Annotated in this window: 20 protein-coding genes; 16 read left to right on the top strand and 4 right to left on the bottom strand. The window is 71.3% G+C overall.

What is annotated here, in order from left to right; translation table 11 throughout:
- Positions 1-22: 22 nt before the first annotated feature.
- Positions 23-391, bottom strand: a complete 369-nt coding sequence (locus tag VP06_RS00400) for a 4a-hydroxytetrahydrobiopterin dehydratase (protein ID WP_156295377.1) — start codon at positions 389-391, stop codon at positions 23-25.
- Positions 392-603: 212 nt separating this feature from the next.
- Between VP06_RS00400 and VP06_RS00395 the strand changes: the two genes are divergently transcribed.
- The 5 genes from VP06_RS00395 to VP06_RS00375 all read left to right on the top strand — a co-directional run bounded on the left by VP06_RS00395 (position 604) and on the right by VP06_RS00375 (position 5027).
- Positions 604-1602, top strand: a complete 999-nt coding sequence (locus tag VP06_RS00395) for an ABC transporter substrate-binding protein (RefSeq protein ID WP_048461850.1) — start codon at positions 604-606, stop codon at positions 1600-1602.
- A gap of 18 nt (positions 1603-1620) precedes the next feature.
- Positions 1621-2355 carry an ABC transporter permease gene (locus VP06_RS00390; protein ID WP_048461849.1) on the top strand — a complete coding sequence of 245 codons (735 nt, stop codon included), beginning with the start codon at positions 1621-1623 and terminating at the stop codon, positions 2353-2355.
- A 2-nt stretch (positions 2356-2357) separates the two neighbouring features.
- Positions 2358-3089: an ATP-binding cassette domain-containing protein gene (locus VP06_RS00385; protein WP_048461863.1), complete on the top strand. Its 732-nt coding sequence runs from the start codon at positions 2358-2360 to the stop codon at positions 3087-3089.
- Positions 3090-3187: 98 nt separating this feature from the next.
- Positions 3188-4414: an MFS transporter gene (locus VP06_RS00380; protein ID WP_156295375.1), complete on the top strand. Its 1227-nt coding sequence runs from the start codon at positions 3188-3190 to the stop codon at positions 4412-4414.
- 334 nt (positions 4415-4748) lie between these two features.
- Positions 4749-5027, top strand: a complete 279-nt coding sequence (locus VP06_RS00375; RefSeq protein ID WP_048461848.1) for a hypothetical protein — start codon at positions 4749-4751, stop codon at positions 5025-5027.
- Positions 5028-5542: 515 nt separating this feature from the next.
- On the opposite strand, the gene VP06_RS00370 is transcribed toward VP06_RS00375, so the two are convergent.
- A complete protein-coding gene (locus VP06_RS00370; protein ID WP_048461861.1) occupies positions 5543-7192 on the bottom strand; it encodes an MFS transporter in 1650 nt (549 codons plus the stop codon).
- Between the two features lie 608 nt (positions 7193-7800).
- Here VP06_RS00370 and VP06_RS00365 point away from each other — a divergent pair.
- The 6 genes from VP06_RS00365 to VP06_RS00340 all read left to right on the top strand — a co-directional run bounded on the left by VP06_RS00365 (position 7801) and on the right by VP06_RS00340 (position 12782).
- Positions 7801-8226: a DUF4279 domain-containing protein gene (locus VP06_RS00365; RefSeq protein ID WP_048461847.1), complete on the top strand. Its 426-nt coding sequence runs from the start codon at positions 7801-7803 to the stop codon at positions 8224-8226.
- A 143-nt stretch (positions 8227-8369) separates the two neighbouring features.
- Positions 8370-8846: a hypothetical protein gene (locus tag VP06_RS33545; protein ID WP_053081469.1), complete on the top strand. Its 477-nt coding sequence runs from the start codon at positions 8370-8372 to the stop codon at positions 8844-8846.
- A 180-nt stretch (positions 8847-9026) separates the two neighbouring features.
- Positions 9027-9824 (top strand): sensor histidine kinase, encoded by a 798-nt coding sequence (locus VP06_RS00355; RefSeq protein ID WP_048461846.1) that lies wholly within the window; start codon positions 9027-9029, stop codon positions 9822-9824.
- A 76-nt stretch (positions 9825-9900) separates the two neighbouring features.
- Entirely contained in the window at positions 9901-11385 is a 1485-nt protein-coding gene (locus VP06_RS00350) for an RAD55 family ATPase (RefSeq protein ID WP_245290996.1), read from the top strand.
- 10 nt (positions 11386-11395) lie between these two features.
- Complete coding sequence (locus VP06_RS00345; RefSeq protein ID WP_245290997.1) at positions 11396-11764, top strand: response regulator; 369 nt, start codon at positions 11396-11398, stop codon at positions 11762-11764.
- Between the two features lie 70 nt (positions 11765-11834).
- Positions 11835-12782 carry a bifunctional helix-turn-helix transcriptional regulator/GNAT family N-acetyltransferase gene (locus VP06_RS00340; RefSeq protein WP_048461843.1) on the top strand — a complete coding sequence of 316 codons (948 nt, stop codon included), beginning with the start codon at positions 11835-11837 and terminating at the stop codon, positions 12780-12782.
- A 136-nt stretch (positions 12783-12918) separates the two neighbouring features.
- Here VP06_RS00340 and VP06_RS00335 read toward each other — a convergent pair whose 3' ends face one another.
- On the bottom strand, positions 12919-13419 hold the full coding sequence (locus VP06_RS00335) for a CinA family protein (protein WP_048461842.1): 501 nt from the start codon (positions 13417-13419) through the stop codon (positions 12919-12921).
- The gene (locus VP06_RS00330) at positions 13416-14621 is read right to left on the bottom strand and encodes a bifunctional 2-C-methyl-D-erythritol 4-phosphate cytidylyltransferase/2-C-methyl-D-erythritol 2,4-cyclodiphosphate synthase (protein ID WP_048461841.1); all 1206 of its coding nucleotides are present in this window, start codon (positions 14619-14621) and stop codon (positions 13416-13418) included. Before VP06_RS00330 ends, VP06_RS00335 begins: the two co-directional genes overlap by 4 nt.
- 446 nt (positions 14622-15067) lie before the next feature.
- Between VP06_RS00330 and dusB the strand changes: the two genes are divergently transcribed.
- From dusB to VP06_RS00305, 5 genes are all read left to right on the top strand, one after another.
- Positions 15068-16156 (top strand): tRNA dihydrouridine synthase DusB, encoded by a 1089-nt coding sequence (gene dusB, locus VP06_RS00325; protein WP_048461840.1) that lies wholly within the window; start codon positions 15068-15070, stop codon positions 16154-16156.
- Positions 16153-17313 (top strand): two-component system sensor histidine kinase NtrB, encoded by a 1161-nt coding sequence (locus tag VP06_RS00320; protein WP_425350873.1) that lies wholly within the window; start codon positions 16153-16155, stop codon positions 17311-17313. Before dusB ends, VP06_RS00320 begins: the two co-directional genes overlap by 4 nt.
- 5 nt (positions 17314-17318) lie before the next feature.
- Positions 17319-18773, top strand: a complete 1455-nt coding sequence (gene ntrC / locus VP06_RS00315; protein ID WP_048461838.1) for a nitrogen regulation protein NR(I) — start codon at positions 17319-17321, stop codon at positions 18771-18773.
- Positions 18774-19555: 782 nt separating this feature from the next.
- Positions 19556-19993 carry a Ros/MucR family transcriptional regulator gene (locus VP06_RS00310; protein WP_048461837.1) on the top strand — a complete coding sequence of 146 codons (438 nt, stop codon included), beginning with the start codon at positions 19556-19558 and terminating at the stop codon, positions 19991-19993.
- A 109-nt stretch (positions 19994-20102) separates the two neighbouring features.
- Positions 20103-22412, top strand: coding sequence for a sensor histidine kinase NtrY-like (locus tag VP06_RS00305; protein WP_082167070.1), 2310 nt, complete (start codon positions 20103-20105; stop codon positions 22410-22412).
- The last annotated feature ends 76 nt before the right edge of the window (positions 22413-22488 follow it).

Genomic DNA, 22488 nt, shown 5'->3' with positions numbered 1-22488 from the left:
CAGCAGGCCGACGCGAACCGGTTCAGCGATCGTACTTGATGTAGGCGAAGCGCGGATCGCCCGGCGTGCCCTCGAGCGCGCCGCCCTCCAGCCCGGGCTGCCAGCCGACCACCTCCTCGATCTTTCGCGCCAGGGCGAAGTCCTTCTCGGTCAGGCCCTTGGCCGAGTGGGTGGTGAGCCGCACCTCGACCCAGGCATAGGAGGCGGTGAGGTCCGGATGGTGCCAGGCGGCCTCGGCGAGGTGCCCGACGGTGTTGATCACCATCAGGGTGCCCTTCCAGCTGTTCGTCCGGTAGGTGCGGGTGATCCAGCCATCGGCCTCGTTCCAGGCCGGCAGGTCGGCGAGGCGCGCGGCGATCACGTCGGGGCTGAGGACTTCGTCCCTCGGCATGGCGTCCATCTCCCTGAAAAGCCCGCCCGACGAGAGTACAAGTGACCGCCGGGCCGGGTCCGCCCAGGGTGCGGCCTCGCATCCCCGCACGCAAGCGGTGGACGCCGCTGGCCGCGCCGCCTACCTCTGGGCGACGGCCGGCGAACACGGCCGGGTCCGAGGGCGGGCTTGAAGGGCCGAATCCAACGGCCGGGCAACAGGGAGAGGCATCCATGCTCTCACGGCGCGGAGTGATGGCGGCGGCCGGGCTGTGGCCGCTCGCACGCGGTGCGGCCGAGGCCCAGCCGGCCCCTGCGCCGCCCGCCGCCCTGAAGGTCGGGCTCCTGCCCTTCGGCACCGTGTCCTGGGAGGCGGCAGTCATCAAGGCGGAGGGGATCGACGCGGCGGAGGGGCTGACGCTCGAGGGCGTGCGCCTGGCCGGGAGCGACGCCGCCCGCATCGCCTTCCAGGGCGGCCAGGTCGACACCATCGTGTCCGACCTGCTCTGGGCCGCGCGCCTGCGCGCCGAGGGACGCCCGGTGAAGTTCCTGCCCTATTCCTCGACCGAGGGCGCCCTGATGGTGCCGGGAACCAGTTCGCTGACCACGGTCGCCGGCCTCGCCGGCAAGCGCCTCGGGGTGGCGGGGGGCCCACTCGACAAGAACTGGCTGCTCCTGCGGGCCCGCGCCCGCGAGAAGGACGGGCTCGACCTGGAGCGCGCGGCGCAACCGGTCTTCGGCGCGCCGCCGCTCCTGATGCGCAAGCTCGAGACCGGCGAACTCGACGCCGCGCTGCTGTACTGGACCTTCTGCGCGAGGCTCGAGGCGCGGGGCTTCCGCCGCCTGATCGGCGCCGACGGCATCGCCGCGGCCTTCGGGGTCGAAGGCCCGATCGCGCTCCTCGGCTACGTCTTCGACGAGGGCCTGCTGCAACGCCAGCCCCGCACCGTCGCGGGCTTCGCCCGGGCCTCGTCCAAAGCCAAGCAGGCGCTCGCCGCCGGGGACGCCGCCTGGGCTCCGGTGCGCCCGCTGATGGCGGCGGAGGACGAGGCGACCTACGCCACCCTCAAGCGCGCCTTCCTGGAGGGCATCCCGCGCCGGACGGCGGCCGCCGAGCGGACGGATGCCGAGCGGCTCTACGCGGTGCTGGCGCGGCTCGGCGGCGAGCGCCTGGTCGGGGCGGCCACGACCCTGCCGGAGGGGCTGTACTGGGATGGCGGGCCGAATGGCTGAGCGGCGTCCGATCGCCTGATGGCCCTCCTCGCCCGCCTTGGATCGCTCGTCCTGCTCCTCGCCGCCTGGTGGCTGGCGAGCCGCGCCGCCGATCCCCGCACCCTGCCGTCGCCGGAGGCGGTGGCGGCCTTCGTGGTGCGGGAGGCCGCCAGCGGCGATCTCCTGCGCAATATCGGCATCACCCTGTGGCGGGTCGCGGCCTCGTTCTGCCTCGCCATGGCGACCGGGGCGGTGCTCGGCATCGCGCTGGGCCGCTCGCGGACAGCCGACCGGCTCCTCGACACGCCGCTGCTCGTGCTCCTCAACACCCCGGCGCTGATCATCACGGTGCTGGCCTATATCTGGCTCGGCCTGACCGAGACCGCGGCGATCCTGGCCGTCGCCCTCAACAAGATGCCGAACGTCGCGGTGATCCTGCGCGAGGGCGCCCGCGGGCTCGATCCCGGCCTGGAGGAGATGGCCCAGGCGTTCCGGTACGACCGCCGCACCTGGATCCGCCACGTGCTCCTGCCCCAGCTCGAACCCTTCGCGGTGGCGGCGGCGCGTTCCGGCATCTCGCTCGCCTGGAAGATCGTGCTGGTGGTCGAGCTGCTCGGCCGGCCGAACGGCGTCGGCTACGCCATCTCGTATTATTTCCAGCTCTTCGACGTCGCGGCCCTGATCGGCTACAGCCTCGTGTTCAGCGCCGTGATGCTGGCGGTCGACGCCCTGCTGCTCCAGCCCCTCGACGCCCGGGCCCGCCGGTGGCGCTGACCATGTCCGACGCCCTTCTCGCCCTGACGATCCGCCGCAAGGTCTACCGCCCGGCCGGCGCCGAGCCGGTCGAGGCGGTGCGCGACCTCGCCGTGTCGATCCGGCCGGCCGAGACCCTGTGCCTGATCGGCCCCTCGGGGGCGGGCAAGACCACGACCTTGCGCATCCTGCTCGGCCTCGACCGCGCCTTCGAGGGCAGCCTCGCCGCGCGCCCCGGCTTGCGCATCGGCATGGTGTTCCAGGAGCCGCGGCTCCTGCCGTGGCGGACTGTCGAGGACAACGTGCGCCTGTCCCTGCCGCGGGCCGAGCGCGGACAATCCCTCGACGCTTTGTTCGAGGAACTGGGCCTCGGCCCCTGGCGCGGGCGCTATCCGCGGGCGCTCTCGCTCGGCATGGCCCGCCGGGTGGCGCTCGCCCGCGCCCTGGCCCTGGCCCCCGGGCTCCTCGTCCTCGACGAGCCCTTCGTCTCTCTCGACGACGCCGCGGCCTCGTCGTTGCGGGCCGCGGTGTTCGGCAGCGCGGCCTCCCGCGGCGCGGCGGTCCTGATGGTGACCCACAACGTGCCGGAGGCCCTTGCGGTGGCCGACCGGCTGCTGCTCCTCTCCGGCCGGCCGGCGAGCCTGGTGGCCGAGGTGCCGATCCCGACGGAGCGGGCGGAGCGCGGCCGCGACTGGGCGGAGGCACTGCGCCGCGACCTCGCGGCGCGGTATCCGGGGACGATCGCCGAGGGATAACCTCGCACAGCGGGGCAGGGGGTTGCAGTCCGGTCGCTCCTCGGGCGCCGGACCGGCTGCTACAGCAGGCGTCAATCCAAGAACGCGAGGAAACGCCCGTGACCCGCCCGCTGCCCGCCGACGGGCTCGATTCCGCCGCCGCCTGGCGCCGCCTCGTCGTCTCGGTGCTGCTCACCACCATCGGGGGCGTCGGCATGTGGTCGGTGGTGGTGGTGCTGCCCGCCGTGCAGGCGGAGTTCGGCGCGGCCCGCGGCGCGGCGTCCTTGCCCTACACCCTCACCATGGTCGGCTTCGCCTTCGGGGGCGTGCTGATGGGGCGGCTTGCCGACCGGTTCGGCATCCTGGCGCCGCTGGCGCTCGGCGGGGTGTGCCTGTTCCTCGGCTACGGCGCCACCGCGCTCTCGACCAGCCTGTGGCAGTTCGCCCTGGCCCACGGGATCCTGATCGGGCTCCTCGGCTCCTCCGCCGCCTTCGGGCCGCTGATGGCCGACATCTCGCTGTGGTTCGCCCGCCGGCGCGGCATCGCGGTCTCGGTCTGCGCCGCCGGCAACTACCTCGCCGGCACCCTCTGGCCGCCGCTGGTCCAGCACGCGGTGTCGGCCCATGGCTGGCGCGCCACGCAAGCCGGCATCGGCCTGTTCTGCCTCGCCACGATGCTGCCGCTGGCCCTCCTGATGCGCCGGCGCCCGCCGGTCGCGGCCGTGGAGCGGAGCGGGGCCGCGGGGGCGGTCGGCACGCTGGGGCTCCCGCCCTCGGTGCTCCAGGGCCTGCTGGTGGTCGCGGGCCTCGCCTGCTGCGTCGCCATGTCGATGCCGCAGGTCCATATCGTCGCCTATTGCGGCGATCTCGGCTACGGCGTCGCCCGCGGCGCCGAGATGCTGTCGCTGATGCTCGGCTTCGGCATCGTCAGCCGGGTGGCCTCCGGCTTCCTCGCCGACCGGATCGGCGGTCTGCCGACGCTCCTCGTCGGCTCGGTGCTCCAGGGCGTCGCGCTCCTCCTTTACTTGGCCTTCGACGGGCTGACCTCGCTCTACGTGATCTCGGCCCTGTTCGGCCTGTTCCAGGGCGGCATCGTCCCGGCCTACGCGATCATCGTGCGCGAGCTGTTTCCGGCGAGCGAGGCCGGAGGGCGGGTCGGCCTCGTCCTCATGGCGACCCTGTTCGGCATGGCGCTCGGCGGCTGGCTCTCCGGCGTGATCTTCGACCTCACCGGCTCCTACGCGGCGGCCTTCGCCAACGGCCTCGGCTGGAACCTGCTCAACGTCGCCATCGCCCTCTGGCTGGTGCAGCGCCGGGCCGGCCAGGGGCGGGCGCTTCCCGCCTGACGCGAGGCCGGACCGGGCCAGTCGAGGCCCGGTTGGTCTGGGCGACTTTGCGGCAGGAACCCGCCGGGATTTTGGCCCTCCGAAGTCCATTGCAGTCCTGGCAAAATTCGATATCAATCCAGCACCGATTCGACACGGTTGCTCCGCCAAGTGAGCGCCCCGGTGCGAAATGTCACCGCGGCGTCGCGCCCGCGTGTTTACCGTTTTCGCAACGGACACGTTTCGGCGACGCAACTCTTCGAGCCCTGGCGACTTATCCATGGCAAGAGAGTGCGGCGCCGGAGCCACTGCGCCGGACGTGCAGCTCCGCCTTCAACCGATGGGATCACCGACCATGCGTGCGCGCGCCTGCGCCCGACTGCCCCTTCTCGCCCGCGCGGCGGTCCTCCTGGCCGCCCTGGCCACGGCCGGCGCCCCGCTCTGCGCGAGCGCCGCCCCCGCGGTCGACAAGGCGCCGAAGGCAGGACCCGGCACCACCCGCGACGTCGCCGCGACGGCGAGCGTCGCCGCCCCCGCCGCGGAGGCCGACGATGCCCATTGCTCCACCGCCCGCAAGCGAATGTTCGTCGACGGCGAGGGCTGGATCGTGCGGCGGGTGACGATCTGCCGGTGATCGCACCGGACTGAACGGTGTTCGGGGCCCGTCTCGGTCGAGGCGGGCCTTTGTCGTTGGGTCACGGGCTCGTGAGCGCCTGTTCGACGTGCGAGGACGGTGCCGCGCAGGCGTTGCCCCGATACCACCCGCGACCTCATCCTGAGATGTGAAAGGGATAACGATCGACCGATACGGTTTCCGAACGATCCGTTCGGAAACCGTATCGGCAAGCCCACGCGGCGATGGAGTGAAGCCGGTTTCCGCATCGCGAAGCGATCCATCGGAAACCGTATGATCCACCAAACAGGCGCTGCGCGAAGCGAGGCGCAAAGGAGGGCTTGCGGGTCCCTCCGCGAGCCCTGGATGCCTCCTTCAAGGTCAGTCGATCATGCGCGATGTCTGATCGCCGGCCCCTCGGGACAAGGGTGCGGGTGGGAGACGCGGTGGAGCACGGAACCGGCTCCCGAACGGCAAAAAGGGCGCCCACAGCCTTCGCCGCGGGCGCCCCTCGTTCCTCACGCCATCTGGCGAGTTCAGTGCGCGGTGTCGCGCTCGTCGAAGATGTCCCGGTTCTTGGTCTCGGGCACCAGCAGGAGGCCGAGCACGAAGGTCATCAGGGCGATGACGATCGGATACCAGAGGCCGTAATAGATGTCGCCGGTCTGGGCCACCATCGCGAAGGCGGTGGCGGGAAGCAGGCCGCCGAACCAGCCGTTGCCGATATGGTAGGGCAGGGACATCGAGGTGTAGCGGATCCGGGTCGGGAACAGCTCGACCAGGGCCGCGGCGATCGGGCCGTAGACCATCGTGACGAAGAGCACGAGGACGAAGAGCAGCCCGATCACGCCGGCCACCTGCGGCCGGAAGATGTCGAACGGGTTCGCCATCTTGACGACCTGCGCGTCGCCCGCCTTCGGGTAGCCCGCCGCCTGGAGCGCGCCGGCCGCCGCCTTGTTGAACTCCGCCGCCGGGGCGCCTGCCGCGAACGGAACCTCGGTGCCGTTGATCCGCACGACCGTGGGCTGGCCGGCCGGGGCGGCCTCGGTGGTGTAGCGCACCGAGGACTTGGCGAGGTAGTCGCGGGCGAGGTCGCAGGGCGCCGAGAACACCCGGGTGCCGACGGGGTTGAACAGGCTGCCGCACTGGGCCGGATCGGCCACCACGGTCACCTTGACGCTCTCGATCGCCTTCTCGAGGGCGGGGTTGGCGAGCGTGGTGATCTGCTTGAAGACCGGGAAGAAGCTGAGCGCCGCGATCAGGCAGCCGGCCAGGATGATCGGCTTGCGGCCGATCTTGTCCGAGAGCCAGCCGAAGACCACGAAGAAGCCGGTGCCCAGCAGCAGCGCCCAGGCGATCAGCAGGTTGGCGGTGTAGCCGTCGACCTTCAGGATCGATTGCAGGAAGAACAGGGCGTAGAACTGGCCGGTGTACCAGACCACGCCCTGGCCGGCGACGAGGCCGAGCAGCGCGATCAGCGCGATCTTGGCGTTGCGCCACTGGCCGAACGCCTCGGTCAGCGGGGCCTTCGAGGTCTTGCCCTCCTCCTTCATGCGCTGGAAGGCCGGCGATTCGCTGAGCTGGAGACGGATCCAGAGCGAGATGCCGAGCAGCAGCACCGAGACCAGGAACGGGATGCGCCAGCCCCATTCGGCGAAGGCGGCTTCACCCGTGAAGCTCCGCACCGCCAGGATCACCACCAGCGACAGGAACAGGCCGAGCGTCGCCGTGGTCTGGATCCAGCTGGTATAGAAGCCGCGCCGTCCCTGCGGCGCGTGCTCGGCGACGTAGGTCGCAGCGCCGCCATACTCGCCGCCGAGCGCGAGACCTTGCGCGAGGCGCAGGATGATCAGGATGATCGGCGCCGCGATGCCGATCTGCGCGGCGTTGGGCAGGATGCCGACGATGAAGGTCGACAGGCCCATGATCAGGATGGTGACCAGGAAGGTGTATTTGCGACCGACGATGTCGCCGACGCGCCCGAACACCAGGGCGCCGAACGGCCGCACCAGGAAGCCCGCCGCGAAGGCAAGCAGCGCGAAGATGTCCCGGGTCGCCGGCGGGTAGGAGGAGAAGAACTGCGCGCCGATGATGCCGGCGAGCGAGCCGTAGAGATAGAAGTCGTACCACTCGAAGACGGTGCCGAGGGAGGAGGCCAGGATGACCTTCTTCTCCTCGCGCGTCATCGGGCGCGCGGCATCGCCGGCTTGCCCGAGGGCGGCTGAGCTTGCCATGGGGTAATGTCCTCCTTCAGGGAGCGTTTCCGTTGAGGGACGGCACGAGTCGTCCGCGCGAATCTTCGCCGCGTCGGTGACGTCGCGTTGGAAGTGAACCGGGTGACGGCGCCTTTGACGCCGGACGGGGGGATGGGACCCGCCCGCTCGTTCGTGATCCGCCGCCGACACGAATCGTTAAGCCAGCCGTGCCCATTGGCCCATCCGACAATTCGTCGTGAGACTTAGGTCGTGAGACTTCCGTCGGGGGTCGCGCGCTGACCGCGGAAGGAAATCAACGGGCGGGACGTTGGCCGTTCCTCGCCACCGCAGGAGAATCATGCCACGCTGGCCATGCTGATGACGCGATGCGTGGCTGGAATCTGCCCAATCCGGGCTCGTTCGCAGCGGAGATTTGCCGTGTCGCTCACCCGTCGACTGGATCTCCCTGATCTCGCAGCCATGGAAACTCGGCGTCGGGTGCGGTCCGGGCGAGTGGACGATCGCACTCGGATATTGCTTCAGCGTCTATGGCACGATCTGCGCCAGCATGGCCCGGATCATCATCCAGCGAGCGCCAGATGCCGGAAATCGCCCGCACCACGGTGAGCCTGCGCATCGTTGGAGATGCGCTCGATCCAGACGAGATCACGGGATTGCTGGGCGTCGAACCGACCGGCTGCGCCCGCAAGGGCGACACGCGCACCACGGCATCGGGCCGCAACGTCATGGCCCGATCCGGGTCCTGGCTGCTCAAAGCCGATGCCTTCGGCGATCTCGAGGCCCAAATCACTGCGCTTCTCAGCAAGCTTCCTGACGATCCGGCTATCTGGGTCGACCTCTCTCGCCGCTATGGGTGCGATATATTTTGTGGACTCTTCATGCGTGAGTTCAACGAGGGAACAGAGCTTCAGCCTCAAGTGCTATCGATGCTCGGCAACCGTCGACTGTGCCTCAGCCTCGATATCTACGGCTGCTTCGATGGAGAGGTTTCCACCTCAGATTGAAGTTACCCTCTTGATGGGTCAAGCCGATGCCGTCGTTGCTGACCATCCGCACTCTGCCACGGCTGGCGCACATCCCCCATGGGAACGAGGATGCCACCCAGGCATTGACCCTCAGCGAGTGCCGGGAGCCGGGAAGACACACCATGCGTCGCGACCTGATCGTCCTCACCCTGGCCGCCATCCTGGCGGGCGCCGGCGCCGAGGCACAGCCGCTGCACGGAGCGGGCCACGGCACCGTGGGACAGGCCGGGCGTCCGCACGTCGCGCCGGTGCAGACTGGCCGCGCCGCCATCTACAACGTCCGGGGCCGGCACGGCCGGGGCGGACTGGTCCACGGCCGGCGCTTGGCGGCCTATGGCGGCACCACTTTCGCGGCGCCCCTCGGCGTCTACGGCGCGAACGGGGTGCTGGAGCCCGGCCTCGTCGCCGAGCCCTCCTTCACGCTGCCGCGGCCGAGCGAACTGGTCCCCGCGGCCTGGGGCGAGGGCACCTACGGCATCCCGACCGTCGCCGGCATCCCGCCCCAGCCGAAGGCCGATCCGGTGCTCTACGTCATCAATGGCGGCGAGCGCCCGGTCGGCGGCGCCCAGGTGATCTCGGTGCAGGCCCCACGGCGCTGAGGCACCCGCCGGGCGGCCGAGCGCGGAAACCGGCGCGGGACGGCCCGGCCGGCACGAAGCGCGGGCGCTCGCCTGGGCCGCCGCGATTTGGTATGCCGGGCGGGTGATGCAGACCCAAGCCCCCGCGCCGACGCCGCAGCGCCGGATCCCCGCTCGCACCGGGCCCGCAGGCGCGCGCCGATGAGGCGGCGCGCCGGCATCTCCGATCCGGTGAGCGTGCCCGATCGGGACGAGGCCGCCGCCCTGCGCCGCGAGGTCGAGACCCTGCGCCGGGCGCTCGCCGAGCGCGATGCGTTCCTGGCCGGCGTGGCGCACGAGTTGCGCAACCCGATGACCCCGATCCTCGGCCAGGTCGAGCGCCTGGTCGCCGCCGCCGCGCGCGAGGCGCCGGACGGCCGGGTCGCGCAGGGGCTGGCGCAACTGCGCTGGCTCGTCGAGCGCTACATCCGCCGGGCGACCACGCTCCTCGACGTCTCCCGGGTGCAGGCCGGGCAGCTCGTGCTGCTCGCCGCCCCGGTGCCCCTCGCCGAGGTGGTGGAGGAGGTGGTGGCGTCCTTGAGCCCGATGGCGGCCCATGCCGGCAGCACGATCGCGGTGGCGGTGCCGGACGACCTCGTTCTGTCCTGCGAGCGCCTCGCCCTCGACCAGATCCTCGACAACCTGCTCACCAACGCGATCAAGTACGGCGACGGCGGCGCGATCGCGGTCTCAGGCGTCCGGCAGGACGGGGCGGCGCGGATCCGGGTGAGCGACCGCGGCATCGGCATCGCGCCGGCCGACCAGGCCCGCATCTTCGAGCGGTTCGAGCGGGCGGTGGGCGATCCCGGCCTGGCGCCGATCGGCTTCGGGGTCGGCCTGTGGCTGGTGCGCCGCCTCGCCGAGGCGATGGGCGGCGCCGTCGCCCTCGACAGCCGCCCGGGCGACGGCGCGACCTTCACGGTCACGCTTCCCCTCCACAAGTCGGCGATCGACCGCTAAGCGGAGAGCGTCGAGCGAAAGAGCACGGCAAGAGAGCACGGCAAGAGAGCACGGAATGACGGGGGCGGGACCCAGCATGGGACAGGCCGGTGCCTATGGGGAGCTGGAGCGGGTCCCGACCGGGATCGCCGGCCTCGACGACATCCTCGGCGGCGGGCTGTTTCGCGGCGGCGTCTACATCGTCCAGGGTACGCCGGGCTCGGGCAAGACGATCTTCGGCAACCAGGTCTGCTACAGCCATGCGGCGGCCTCGCCGGAGCGCCGGGCGCTCTACGTCACGCTGCTGGCCGAGAGCCATGCGCGGATGCTCGGCCACATCGCGCCGCTCGGCTTCTTCGCCCCCGCGCTGATCCCCGACCGGATCACCTATCTGAGCGCCTTCCGCACCTTGCAGGGCGAGGGGCTCGCCGGCCTCCTGACCCTGCTGCGCCGGGAGATCGCCGTCCGCGAGGCGAGCCTCGTCGTCCTCGACGGATTGGTGGCGGCGGAGGAGAGCGCCGCCTCGACCCTGGAGTTCAAGACCTTCATCCACGAATTGCAGACCCAGGCCGCCGCGTCCGGCACCACCGTGCTCCTCCTCACCAGCGCCTCGGCGGGCGCCGACATGGTGGCGGCCGAGCACACGATGGTGGACGGCCTCATCGCCCTGTCGAGCCGGCTCTCCGGGTGGCGGGCGGAGCGCGATCTGGAGGTGCGCAAGTTCCGCGGCAGCGGCTTCCTGCGTGGCTACCACAGCGTCCGCATCACCGATGACGGGATCCGGGTGTTTCCGCGCATCGAGGCGCGCTTGCGGCTGCCGAGCCGGCGCGACCATGTCGAGGGGGCGCCGCTCACCACCGGGTCGCCCGCCCTCGACGCGATGCTGGGCGGCGGCCTGCCGCACCATTCCACCACCCTCGTCGGCGGACCGGCCGGCATCGGCAAGACCACGCTCGGTCTCCAGTTCCTCGGCGCCGACCCAGGGGCCCCGGGCCTGATCTGCGGCTTCTACGAGAGCGAGGCGGCGATCGGCGCCAAGGCCCGGGCGCTCGGCCTGCCCGTGGCCGGCCTGATCGCGGCGGGCCGGGTCGGCGTGCTGTGGCAGCCCGCCACCGAGGGGCTGATCGACGAGATCTGCGCCGATCTGCTGGGGATTGTCCGGAACCGGGGGGTCCGGCGCGTGTTCATCGACGGTCTGGATGCGATGTGCCGGATCGCCGGGGACCAGGACCGGATCATCCGCATCTTCGCCGCCCTCACGGCGGAGTTCAGGGCGCTGGGCGTGACCGCGATGTACACCCGGGAGACCGACCTGCGCGGCACCTTCCTCGACGCGCCCTCCGGCGCTCCCTCCCTGCGGCAGACCTCCAGCGTCGCCGAGAACGTGGTGCTGATGCGCTCCTGCGCCCTGCACTCCGGCGTCCACCGCCTGATCGCCGTCGCCAAGGCCCGGGACGCCCGGATCGACCCACGGTTGCGCGTCTTCGACATCCGGCCGGGCGGTCTGGCGATCGACGACGGCCCCGAGCGGGCCGAGGCGATCCTGGCCGGCGGCGACGCCCCGAGCTGCGGCGGGGAGTAGGCCCGTGGCGATGGTGCTCATCGTGGACGACGAGTTCGGGATCGCCGAATTGCTGGACGCCGTCCTCTCCGACGACGGTCACACGGTGGTCACCGCCGCCAACGGGCGGCAGGGGCTCGCGCGCGTCGCCGCCGCCCGGCCCGACCTGATCTTCCTCGACTTCATGATGCCGGTGATGGACGGGCCGGCGATGCTGGCCGCCCTCGGCGGCGATCCGGCGACGAGCGGGATCCCCGTGGTGCTGATGAGCTCGATGCCGGAGGACACCGTGCGGGAGCGGGCGTCGGGCCACGCCGTCTTCTTGCGCAAGCCGTTCCGGATCCGGCAGGTCCACGACCTCGTGGCGGCGCTGCTGACGGAACGCCCCGGCGATAAGTGATTCCGTCAACTATTGACCGAGTCAACTATCTCGGCGATCCTGCCATCCCGAACCGGAGGGGGGACCGACGATGCGCGCGGATGGCGTCGACGAGGCGATGATTGCGGCTTTGCGGGCCTTCGGCCGGTTCTACACAAGGCAGATCGGACTCCTGGAGGAGGGGCTGCACCGCAGCGCCTTCTCGCTCACCGAAGCGCGGGTGCTCTACGAGCTCGCCCACCGCGATCGTCCGACCGCCTCGGTCCTCGGCCAGGATCTCGGGCTCGATGCCGGCTATCTCAGCCGCCTGCTCAAGCGCTTCGAGGAGCAGGGCCTCCTGACCCGCCGGACCGCCGCCGAGGACGGGCGGCGCCAGGTCCTGGCCCTGACGCAAGCGGGGCAGGCCGCCTTCGCGCCGCTGGACGAGGCGTCGCGGGCGGAGGTCGGGGCCTTGCTGGCGCGGCTGCCCTCCGCCGACCGGGCGGCCCTCGTCGGCGCCATGGCGCGGGTGCGCCGCCTCCTCGGCGATCCGCCGGAAGGGCCGGCGATCCTGAGGGACCTGCGACCCGGCGATATCGGCTGGATCACCCACCGCCAGGGCCTGCTCTATGCCAGCGAATACGGCTTCGACCTCACCTTCGAGGCCCTGGTGGCGGAGATCCTGGCGGCGTTCGTGCGCGACTTCGACCCCGCGCGGGCCGGGGCCTGGATCGCCGAGCAGGGGGGCGAGGTGGTGGGCAGCGTCTTCCTGGCGCCGGCTTGCGCCGGCGCAGGACCCGCCCCCGAGACCGTGGGGAAGCTGCGCCTGCTCTACGTCGAGCCCTCCGCCCGCGGCCAGGGCCTCGGCCGGCGCCTCACCGCGGCCTGCATCGAGGGCGCCCGCGCGCGCGGCTACCGGCAGCTGAGCCTATGGACCAACGACGTGCTGGGGACGGCGAGACGGATCTACGCGGAAGCGGGCTTCCGTCTGGTCGAGAGCGCGCCGCACCGCTCCTTCGGGCAGGACCTGGTCGGGGAGACCTGGATGCTGGACCTGTGAGGACGCCCCCTCATACCAACGGCCCAAGATGCTGACGCATCGGGCCGTTGACCCATCTCGAATTTTCGATGTCAAGCCAGAGGCTTGGCGAAAATTCGAGAACAGAACCAAAGGTCGTTTTCAACGACCGTTGGTATCACACCTTCTCCAGCGCCATCTCCAGGAAGCCGAGCGCATCCTCGACGGCGCAGCGCCGGACCGCGGAGCGGCCGAGATCGCCGTAGCGGCGCTCGATGTGCCGGGTCGCCCGGCCGGCCGCGACGAGGCCGAAATGCACGAGGCCGACCGGCTTCACCGGCGTGGCGCCGCTCGGGCCGGCGATGCCGGTGATCGCCAGCGCCACGTCGGCGCGGGAATGGGCCAGCGCGCCCTCGGCCATCGCCCGGGCCACCGGCTCGCTCACCGCGCCATGGGCCGAGATCAGGTTGAAGTCGACGCCGAGGATCTCGGCCTTGGCCTCGTTCGAGTAGGTGACGAAGCCGCGCTCCACCACCTGGGACGAGCCCGCCACCTCGGTGAGCAGGGCGGCGACGAGGCCGCCGGTGCAGGATTCGGCGGTGACGAGGCGCGCCTGGCGCTCGCGATAGGCGGCGATCAGCACGCTCGCCCGGGTGACGAGGGCGGCATCGAACATCACGCGCGCGCCTCCGCGGGAAGCCGGATCGTGGCCGCGGCCTGAGCCGCCAGCCCCTCGGCCCGGCCGACGAAGCCGAGCTTTTCCGTCGTCGTCGCCTTGATCGAGACCGCCGAGAGCGGCACCCCGGCGATCGCGGCGATCCGGGTCCGGATCGCCTCGCGATAGGCACCGATGCGGGGCGCCTCGGCCAGGACCGTGATGTCGAGATGGTCGATCACCCCGCCGCGCTCGGTCACCCGCCGCACCGCATCGGCGAGGAACTGGTCGGAGGAGGCGCCGCGCCAGCGCGGATCGCTCGGCGGGAAATGGACGCCGATATCGCCGTCGGCGAGCGCGCCCAGGATCGCGTCGGTCAGCGCGTGCAGCACCACGTCGCCGTCGGAATGGGCGAGCACGCCGCGATCGGCCGGGATGCGCACGCCACCGAGCCAGACGTGGTCGCCTTCCGTGAAGGCGTGCACGTCGAAGCCGGTGCCGAGGCGGGTCAGAAGGGTCATGGCGGAATCGTCCCCGGATGCGGGCGAGAAGGCGCGGTCGGCCTCGACGAGGTCGGCGGCCTGGGTGATCTTGCGGTTGCGCAGGTCTCCGGGGAAGACCGCCACCGGCAGGCCGGCCCATTCGGCGAGCGCCCCGTCATCGGTGAAGCCGTCGAGCCCTTCCGCCGCGGCGCGTCCATGCGCCTCGTGCAGGAGGGCGAACCGGAACGCCTGTGGGGTCTGCACGGCGCGCAAGGATTCCCGCTCCGGGGTCGCGCGCACCCGCCCGTCGGGCTCGACCACCTTGATCGTGTCGCTCACCGGCACGCCCGGCACGGCGGCGCCGTGGCGTTCGGCCGCCGCGATCGCCCGGTCGATCAGCGCCGCGTCGACGAAGGGGCGGGCGGCATCGTGCACCAGAACCAGGTCGGGGGCGCCGTCCCGGGCGAGCGCGGCGAGCCCGGACCGGACCGAGCCCTGCCGGGTCGCGCCCCCCTCGGCCGGCCGGGCGAGCTTGGCCCGCGCCTCCGGCGCAAGGTCGTCCAGGCACTCGTCGTAGAAGGCGGCGGCGTCGGCCGCGATCACCACCTGGATCCGCGTGATGCCCGGATGGGCGGCGAGCGCCGCCAGGGTCCGGGTCAGGACGGCCTGGCCGCCGACGCGGCGATACTGCTTGGGCGTGTCGCCGCCGACGCGGATGCCGCGCCCCGCGGCGACCACCACCATGGCGATCTGGGGAAGTGTCAAAGAGGTCGCTCCCGGAATCTCCGCTCCTTACCGGCGGCGGCCCGGCGAGGCAAATGCACCTGGGGAAGGGCGGTGCCGCGTGGGAAGACCAAGCGATGGGAACGGGTGCTTTCGGAGCGAGCCAGGCCAAGGGCAACGGCCAAGGGCAACGGCCATGCGCCACAAGCCAAGGGCAAGGCAAGGGCAAGGGCGAGCGATCTCCGCCTCGCGGCGGCCCGGACCCGTCCGCCATGCCGCATCGCAGCAAAGCCGGACGCCACCGCTTCCATTCCGCCGCGACGCCCCCTTATCCTGACCCGAACCAGCGCGGAGCACGGGCCTGCGGCCCGGGACAGGGCCACTTACCACCCGTTTCGCAGGCAATTCGGGGATCGAAGCCCGAACGCGCTTGCGTATGAAGGGGTTTTGGCTATTTGCTGTGCAGAATGACGACTGACCATTATTTGAGCGCAGAGGCACCGGGGGCCGGGCCGGCAGCGCTGCCAAGAAAGGCCCTGTCGGCAGAGTCCCTGCCCGCCGGGGCCGCGTTGGCGCGCGGGGCACTCTTGGCGCCCCTGTCGGGCGTCACCGACCTGCATATGCGCCGCATCGCCCGCCGGCTCGGCGCCACCGCGACCGTGTCCGAGATGGTGGCGGCCGAGGATTTCGCCCGCGGCACCGAGGAGGCGCGCCTGCGGGCCGAGGGCGAGGGCGTGCTGCCTCACATCGTCCAGCTCGCCGGCTGCGACCCGCGCTGGCTGGCGGAAGGCGCACGCCTCGCCGAGGCCAACGGCGCCGACGTGATCGACGTCAACATGGGCTGCCCGGCCAAGGCCGTGACCGGCGGCCAGGCCGGCTCGGCCTTGATGCGCGACCTCGACCAGGCCGAGCGGCTGCTCGCCGCGGTGCGGGGTGCAGTGTCGGTGCCGGTCACCGTGAAGATGCGGCTCGGCTGGGACGACGCCACCCGCAACGCCCCGGACCTCGCCCACCGGGCCGAACGGCTCGGCTACGCCGCCGTCACGGTGCATGGCCGCACCCGGCAGCAATTCTACACCGGCCGGGCCGACTGGGCGGCGATCCGCACGGTCCGCGAGGCGGTGGCGATCCCGGTCGTGGCCAATGGCGACGTGGCGAGCCTCGACGAGGCCCGGGCCTGCCTCGCGGCGTCGGGCGCCGACGCGGTGATGATCGGCCGGGCGGCGGTCGGGCGGCCCTGGCTCGTCGCGGCGGTCGCCGCGGGGCTCGTGGGCGAGACGGTCGCGGAGCCCGACGCCGCGGCAAAAGCCGAGCTGGCCGCCGAGCATTACGAGGGGCTGCTCTCGCTCTACGGCACCCGGATGGGGGTGCGCCACGCCCGCAAGCACCTGGCGGCCTATGCCGACCATGCCGGCGGGCTCGAAGCCCCCGAGCGGACCCGGCTTCTCACCACCACCGACCCGGCGGAGGCCGCGCGGCTCCTGCGGCGCGCCTTCGCGGGACCGGCCGCAGGGCCTGAGAGTCAGGCCGCACGGCTCGCGCTGCGGGCCGCATGAGGATGAGCGATGCGCCCGCACCCCCAGCCGCCCGCACCCGGAAGGCGTCGGTCATGAGCGGCCCGACGAGCGAGATGATCATCAACGCCCTGCCGCTGCCCGTCCTGACCATCGGTCCGGACGAGCGGATCCTCCAGGTCAACATGGCGGCGGAGCACTTCTTCGACTATTCGCGCCGGATGATGCAGCGCCAGCGCCTGCGCGACATCATCCCGTTCTCCTCGCCGATCATCGCGCTCGTGAACGAGGTGCGCCGGCGCCGGGCCAGCGTCAGCGAGTACCGGGTGGAGCTGGCCTCGCCGCGCACCGGCATCGAGCGCAGCGTCGACGTCTTCGCGACCCATCTCGACGACGACCTCGTGGTGCTGATGCTCCAGGAACGCACCATCGCCGACAAGATGAACCGCCAGCTCACCCATCGGGGTGCGGCCCGCTCGATGGTGGCGCTCGGCGCCATGCTCGCCCACGAGATCAAGAACCCGCTCGCCGGCATCCGCGGCGCCGCCCAGCTCCTCGAGCAATCCGGCACCGAGGACGACCGGCTGCTGACCCGGCTGATCTGCGACGAATCCGACCGGATCGTGCGCCTCGTCGAGCGGATGGAATTGTTTGGCGACGAGCGCCCGGTCGAGCGCGGCCCGGTCAACGTCCACGGCGTCCTCGATCAGGTGAAGCGCTCGGCCCAGTCGGGCTTCGCCCGCCACATCCGCTTCGTCGAGACCTACGACCCGTCGCTGCCGCCGGTGCTCGGCAACCGCGACCAGCTGATCCAGGTCATCCTGAACCTCGTCAAGAACGCCGCCGAGGCGATCGGCGCCGACGCCGTCGACGGCGAGATCATCCTGTCGACCGCCTTCCGCACCGGGCTTCGCCTCCAGGTGCCGGGCTCGCGCGAGCGGGTCAGCCTGCCGATCGAGGTCGCGGTGCGCGACAACGGCCCGGGCGTCTCGGCCGAGCTGTTGCCGGACCTGTTCGACCCCTTCGTCACCACCAAGGCGCAAGGGTCCGGCCTCGGCCTCGCCCTGGTGGCCAAGATCGTCGGCGACCATGGCGGCATCGTCGAGTGCGATCCCGCCCCCCGCCGCACCACCTTCCGCGTCCTCCTGCCGATGTCGCATGCCCGCGACGGGCGCGAATCCTCCGCCGAGACCGAGTGAGCGCCATGCCGAACGGACACATCATCGTGGCGGACGACGACGCCGCCATCCGCACCGTGCTCAACCAGGCGCTGTCGCGCGCCGGCTACGAGGTCCGCTCGACCGGCAACGCCGCCACCCTGTGGCGCTGGGTGGCGCAAGGGGAAGGCGACCTCGTCATCACCGACGTGGTGATGCCCGACGAGAACGCCTTCGACCTCCTGCCGCGGATCAAGCGGGTGCGGCCCGACCTGCCGATCATCGTGATGAGCGCGCAGAACACCTTCATGACGGCGATCCGGGCGTCGGAGCGCGGCGCCTACGAGTATCTCCCCAAACCCTTCGACCTGAAGGAGCTGACGGCGATCGTCGGCCGCGCCCTGTCGCGCCCGCGCGGCAACGCGGCCCCGGGCGCTCCGCCCGAGAACGAGGACATTCCCCTCGTCGGGCGCTCGCCGGCGATGCAGGAGATCTACCGCTCGCTCGCCCGTCTGATGCCGACCGACCTCACCGTGATGATCACGGGTGAGTCCGGCACCGGCAAGGAGCTGGTGGCGCGCGCGCTCCACGATTACGGCCGGCGCCGCTCCGGGCCGTTCGTGCCGGTCAACATGGCGGCGATTCCCCGCGACCTGATCGAATCCGAGCTGTTCGGCCACGAGAAGGGCGCCTTCACGGGCGCCACCGCCCGCTCGGCCGGCCGCTTCGAGCAGGCCGAGGGCGGCACGCTCTTCCTCGACGAGATCGGCGACATGCCGATGGAGGCCCAGACCCGGCTCCTGCGCGTGCTCCAGCAGGGCGAGTACACCACCGTCGGCGGCCGGGTGCCGATCAAGACCAATGTCCGCATCATCGCGGCGACCAACAAGGACCTCCGGGTCTCGATCCAGCAGGGGATCTTTCGCGAGGACCTGTTCTTCCGCCTCAACGTGGTGCCGTTGCGCCTGCCGGCCCTGCGCGAGCGCTCCGAGGACGTGCCGGACCTGGTGCGCCACTTCTTCGTGCTGGTCGAGCGCGAGGGGCTGACGCGCAAGCAGCTCGACGGCGACGCGATGGAGAAGCTCAAGCGCTACCGCTGGCCCGGCAACGTGCGCGAGCTGGAGAACCTGGTGCGGCGCCTGGCGGCCCTCTACCCCCAGGAGACGATCACCGGCCCGGTGATCGAGGCCGAACTCGACACCCTGCCGCTGGCCGCCCCCGCGCAAGCCGGCACCCGCAAGGGGGGCACGGAATCCGAGGGCCTGTCGGCGGCGGTGGAGCGGCACCTGTCGGAGTACTTTTCCCATTACCGGGACACGCTGCCGCCGCCCGGCCTCTACCACCGCGTGCTGCGCGAGATCGAAGGGCCGCTGATCGGGGCGGCCCTGGCGGCGACCCGCGGCAACCAGATCCGCGCCGCCGAACTGCTCGGCGTGAACCGCAACACCCTGCGCAAGAAGGTGCGGGACCTCGATCTCCAGGTCTTCCGTACCCCGCGCTGAAGCAAGGACCGGCCCGCGCCACCGCGGTATTTCGACGCATTTGGCCGGATCACCCCTCGTTCGAGGCTGCGAACAGGGATAATCTGGCAAAGTGGGGCCATCGACGACGCGACATGGCCCGTTTTGGCCTCGCGCGCGTCCGGCCCGGGCGTGCGACGAGAGCCCGGCGCTGCGCAGCCCGGCGCCATCTTCCCTGATTCCGTTTCTCCCGTGATTCCGTTATCGGCATCGCACCATCGACGAACGTCGTCTCGTCCAGGCCAGAGCACAACCAAAAGTCGATGTGTCTCGTCTCGCCGCGGGAACACTTCGCAACGTCTTGTGAGGACATGGCGCCGGTGCGGGCCAGGAGCCACCCCATAGACGCGCGGGCCTCTCGCTGCGGTGTCGACAAATCCGGCACCGTTGCGGCGGCCGGCAGAGGCCGGCCCGGATTGGACTGTCACGGGTCGATCGACCTCCCGTCGACGTATCCGATCATTGTTTTTACTCATTCTGAGTCGCGGGACGATGCGTCCCGGAAATCGCGCCTCCGCCCCGGCACGGCACGCCGGCACTTCCGGCAACCCTATGCCCGATAAGGATTTTTCTGTGCTGCCAGCGTCCGCCGGATCCCCATGGCGGCTCCCGACCGGCCACACGGCCGGGTCGCCTGCCCTTAGGAAATGGGGCAGAGATAATCCAATGCCGTCTCTTGTGTTGATCGTGACTCCTTGCAGTTGACGGAAACTGGCGTAACATCCATCACCTCGGATGGGGGCCCGCACTTCTCGAGGACCGCAATGAGTTCAGCTGACCACGTCGAAACGCCTCAAATGATCGGGCTGGTGTCCGATATTGTCTCGGCCTACGTGTCGAACAACAGCGTGCCGGTGGGCGAGCTGTCGAGCCTGATCCGCAGCGTCCACGAGGCGGTGGCGAGGCTCGGCTCGGCCACCCTGGCGGAGCCCGAGCGGCTGACCCCGCCGGTGCCGATCAAGAAGACCGTCACGCCCGACTACCTGATCAGCCTGGAGGACGGCCGCCGGTACCGGACGCTCAAGCGCCACCTGGCCGGCCGCGGGCTCACCCCGGAGCAATACCGCCAGAAATGGGGCCTGCCGCCGGACTACCCGATGGTCGCCGCCAACTACGCCGCCCAGCGCTCCGAACTCGCCAAGAGCATCGGGCTCGGTCAGAAGCCGGTGATCCGCCGCCCGCGGGCGAACCAGGCCGCCTGATCCGCACGGGGCTCCCCCGGGCCGGTCGGCGCCACCGCCGCCGGCCCCGATTGCCGCCGCACCGGCATCCGTATTAATTTCGCCACACTGTAGTGGCCTTGCACCACGGATGCTGTTCACACGTCGCCCCCGGGCTTCGGCGCCCCCCTCCGGCGCGGCCGGCCACACCGCCCGGAGGCTCCCGCCCGGGTTGCTTCAGGACGCCGCGCCGCGGGGTCCGGGCTGGTTCGGTGCGCTCGCGGTCATCGTCGCCCTGGCGCTGGCCCTCGCCACCTTCCTGATCCTGGTCGGCGCCACCGCGATCGCCCCGACCCACACGGTGGTGGTGGCACTGCTCCTCAGCAACGTCGCCCTGGTGCTGCTCCTCGTCGTGGTCATCGCCTGGGAGGCGCGGGTCTTCCTGCGCGCCCGGCAGACCAACGCGGCCGCCGCCCGGCTTCATACCCGCATCGTCGGCCTGTTCAGCCTGATCGCGACCCTGCCGACGGTGCTGCTCGCCGTGGTGGCATCGATCACCCTGGAGCGCGGCCTGTCGCCCTGGTTCTCGGACCGGATGCGCAGCGTCGTGCTGATGTCGGTCGACGTGGCCGACGCCTACCTGACCAACCAGTGCCAGAGCCTCGCCCGCGAGGCCCGCATCCTCTCCGACGACCTGACCCGGGCGCGCCCCGCCTTCGACGTCGAGCGCGCCTGGTTCGAGAACTTCCTGACGGCCCGGGCCGCCTCCCTCGGCCTGCCGATCGCCCGGATCATGCGCTCGCCGACCGAGACCGTGGCGCGGGCCAATATCGACATCCTCAAGGACCCGCCGCTGCCCTCGGCCAGCGACTTCGAGGAGGCGGCGAAATCGGTCGACGCGACCTGCCTGCTGCCGCGGGAGGGACGGGTGTTCGGCACGCTGATGCGGCTGCCGGCCTATGACGACGCCTTCCTGCTGGTCGAGCGCGAGGTGACGCGGCTGGCGGTCGAGTTCCCGGGCGTGTCGCGGGCCGCCGCCACCGAGTTCCTGACCATCGATGCCGGGCGGCGCAGCGTGCAGATCGCCTTCGCGACGATGTTCGCGCTGATCGCCCTGATCGCGCTGCTCTCGGCGGTGTGGTTCGGGCTCAACTTCGCCAACCGCTTCGTGGCGCCGATCCGCCGGCTGATCAACGCCGCCGACCAGGTCGCGTCGGGCAACTACTATGCCCAGGTGCCGTTCCGGAAGACCGAGGGCGACCTCCAGCATCTGGGCGAGAGCTTCAACAAGATGACCCAGGAGCTGAGCCGCCAGCGCGCCACCCTGATCGAGCAGAGCGAGCAGATCGACAGCCGGCGCCGCTTCACCGAGGCGGTGCTGGCCGGGGTGCCGGCGGGCGTCATCGGCATCGACGGGCGGGGCGTCATCACCATCGCCAACCCGTCGGTGGAGCGGATGCTCGGGCGCTCCGTCGCCGACCTCGTCGGCGAGCCCCTGGAGGCGGTGATCCCGGAACTCGGCGGCCTGCCGGGGGATACCCGCTCCCGCCCGACCCAGCAGCAGATCCAGATCGCCCGCAACGGCCGCGAGCGCACCATCGACGTGCGGACCACGAGCGAGCAGTCGCAGGACGGCGACCGGGGCTACGTCGTCACCCTCGACGACATCACCGACCTCGTCACCGCCCAGCGCACCTCGGCCTGGGCCGACGTCGCCCGCCGCATCGCCCACGAGATCAAGAACCCCCTGACCCCGATCCAGCTCTCGGCCGAGCGCATCCGCCGCAAGTACGGGAAGGTCATCACCGCCGACAAGGAGATCTTCGAGCAGTGCGTCGCCACGATCGTGCGCCAGGTCGACGACATCAAGCGGATGGTGGACGAGTTCTCGTCCTTCGCGCGGATGCCCAAGCCGGCGATCGCCCGCAACGACCTGACCGAGATCGTGAAGCAGAACCTGTTCATGATGCGGGTGGCGCATCCCGACGTGGCCTTCACGTTGCAGGAGGGCCCGGCCCGGGTCAGCGCCGCCTTCGACACGCGGCTCCTGTCCCAGGCGATCACCAACATCCTCAAGAACGCCGTCGAGGCGGTGCAGGCGGTGCCCGAGGCGGTGCGCGGCGAGAGCCTGGTCGCGGTGCGGCTCTACGAGGAGGGCGAGGCGGCGGTGATCGAGATCACCGATACCGGCAAGGGATTCCCGGCCGAAGGGCGCCAGCGGCTGCTCGAACCCTATATGACCACCCGCGAGGGGGGCACGGGCCTCGGATTGGCGATCGTGAGCAAGGTCTTGGAAGAGCACGGCGGCGGCATCGAGCTGAACGACAACCCGCACGGGCGCGGCGGGCAGGTGCGGATGCGGGTCCTGCGCGAAGTGCGGCGCGACGAGCCGGCGGCCGAAGCGAGCAGGCCGGCGCGGCCCGCCCCCACGCCCGAGACGTCGCCGGAGCCCGCCGCGTGACGCCGGCCCTCCCTTGCCGGGAGCGGCGCCCTCCGGATCGCCGCCGTGATCACCGCCATTTTCGACACCGCCACAT

It is taken from the genome of Methylobacterium aquaticum (genome assembly GCF_001043915.1).
Lineage (GTDB): Bacteria > Pseudomonadota > Alphaproteobacteria > Rhizobiales > Beijerinckiaceae > Methylobacterium > Methylobacterium aquaticum.
Note: the sequence above shows the minus strand (reverse complement) of the source record. Positions and strands in the feature narration are given on the sequence as shown.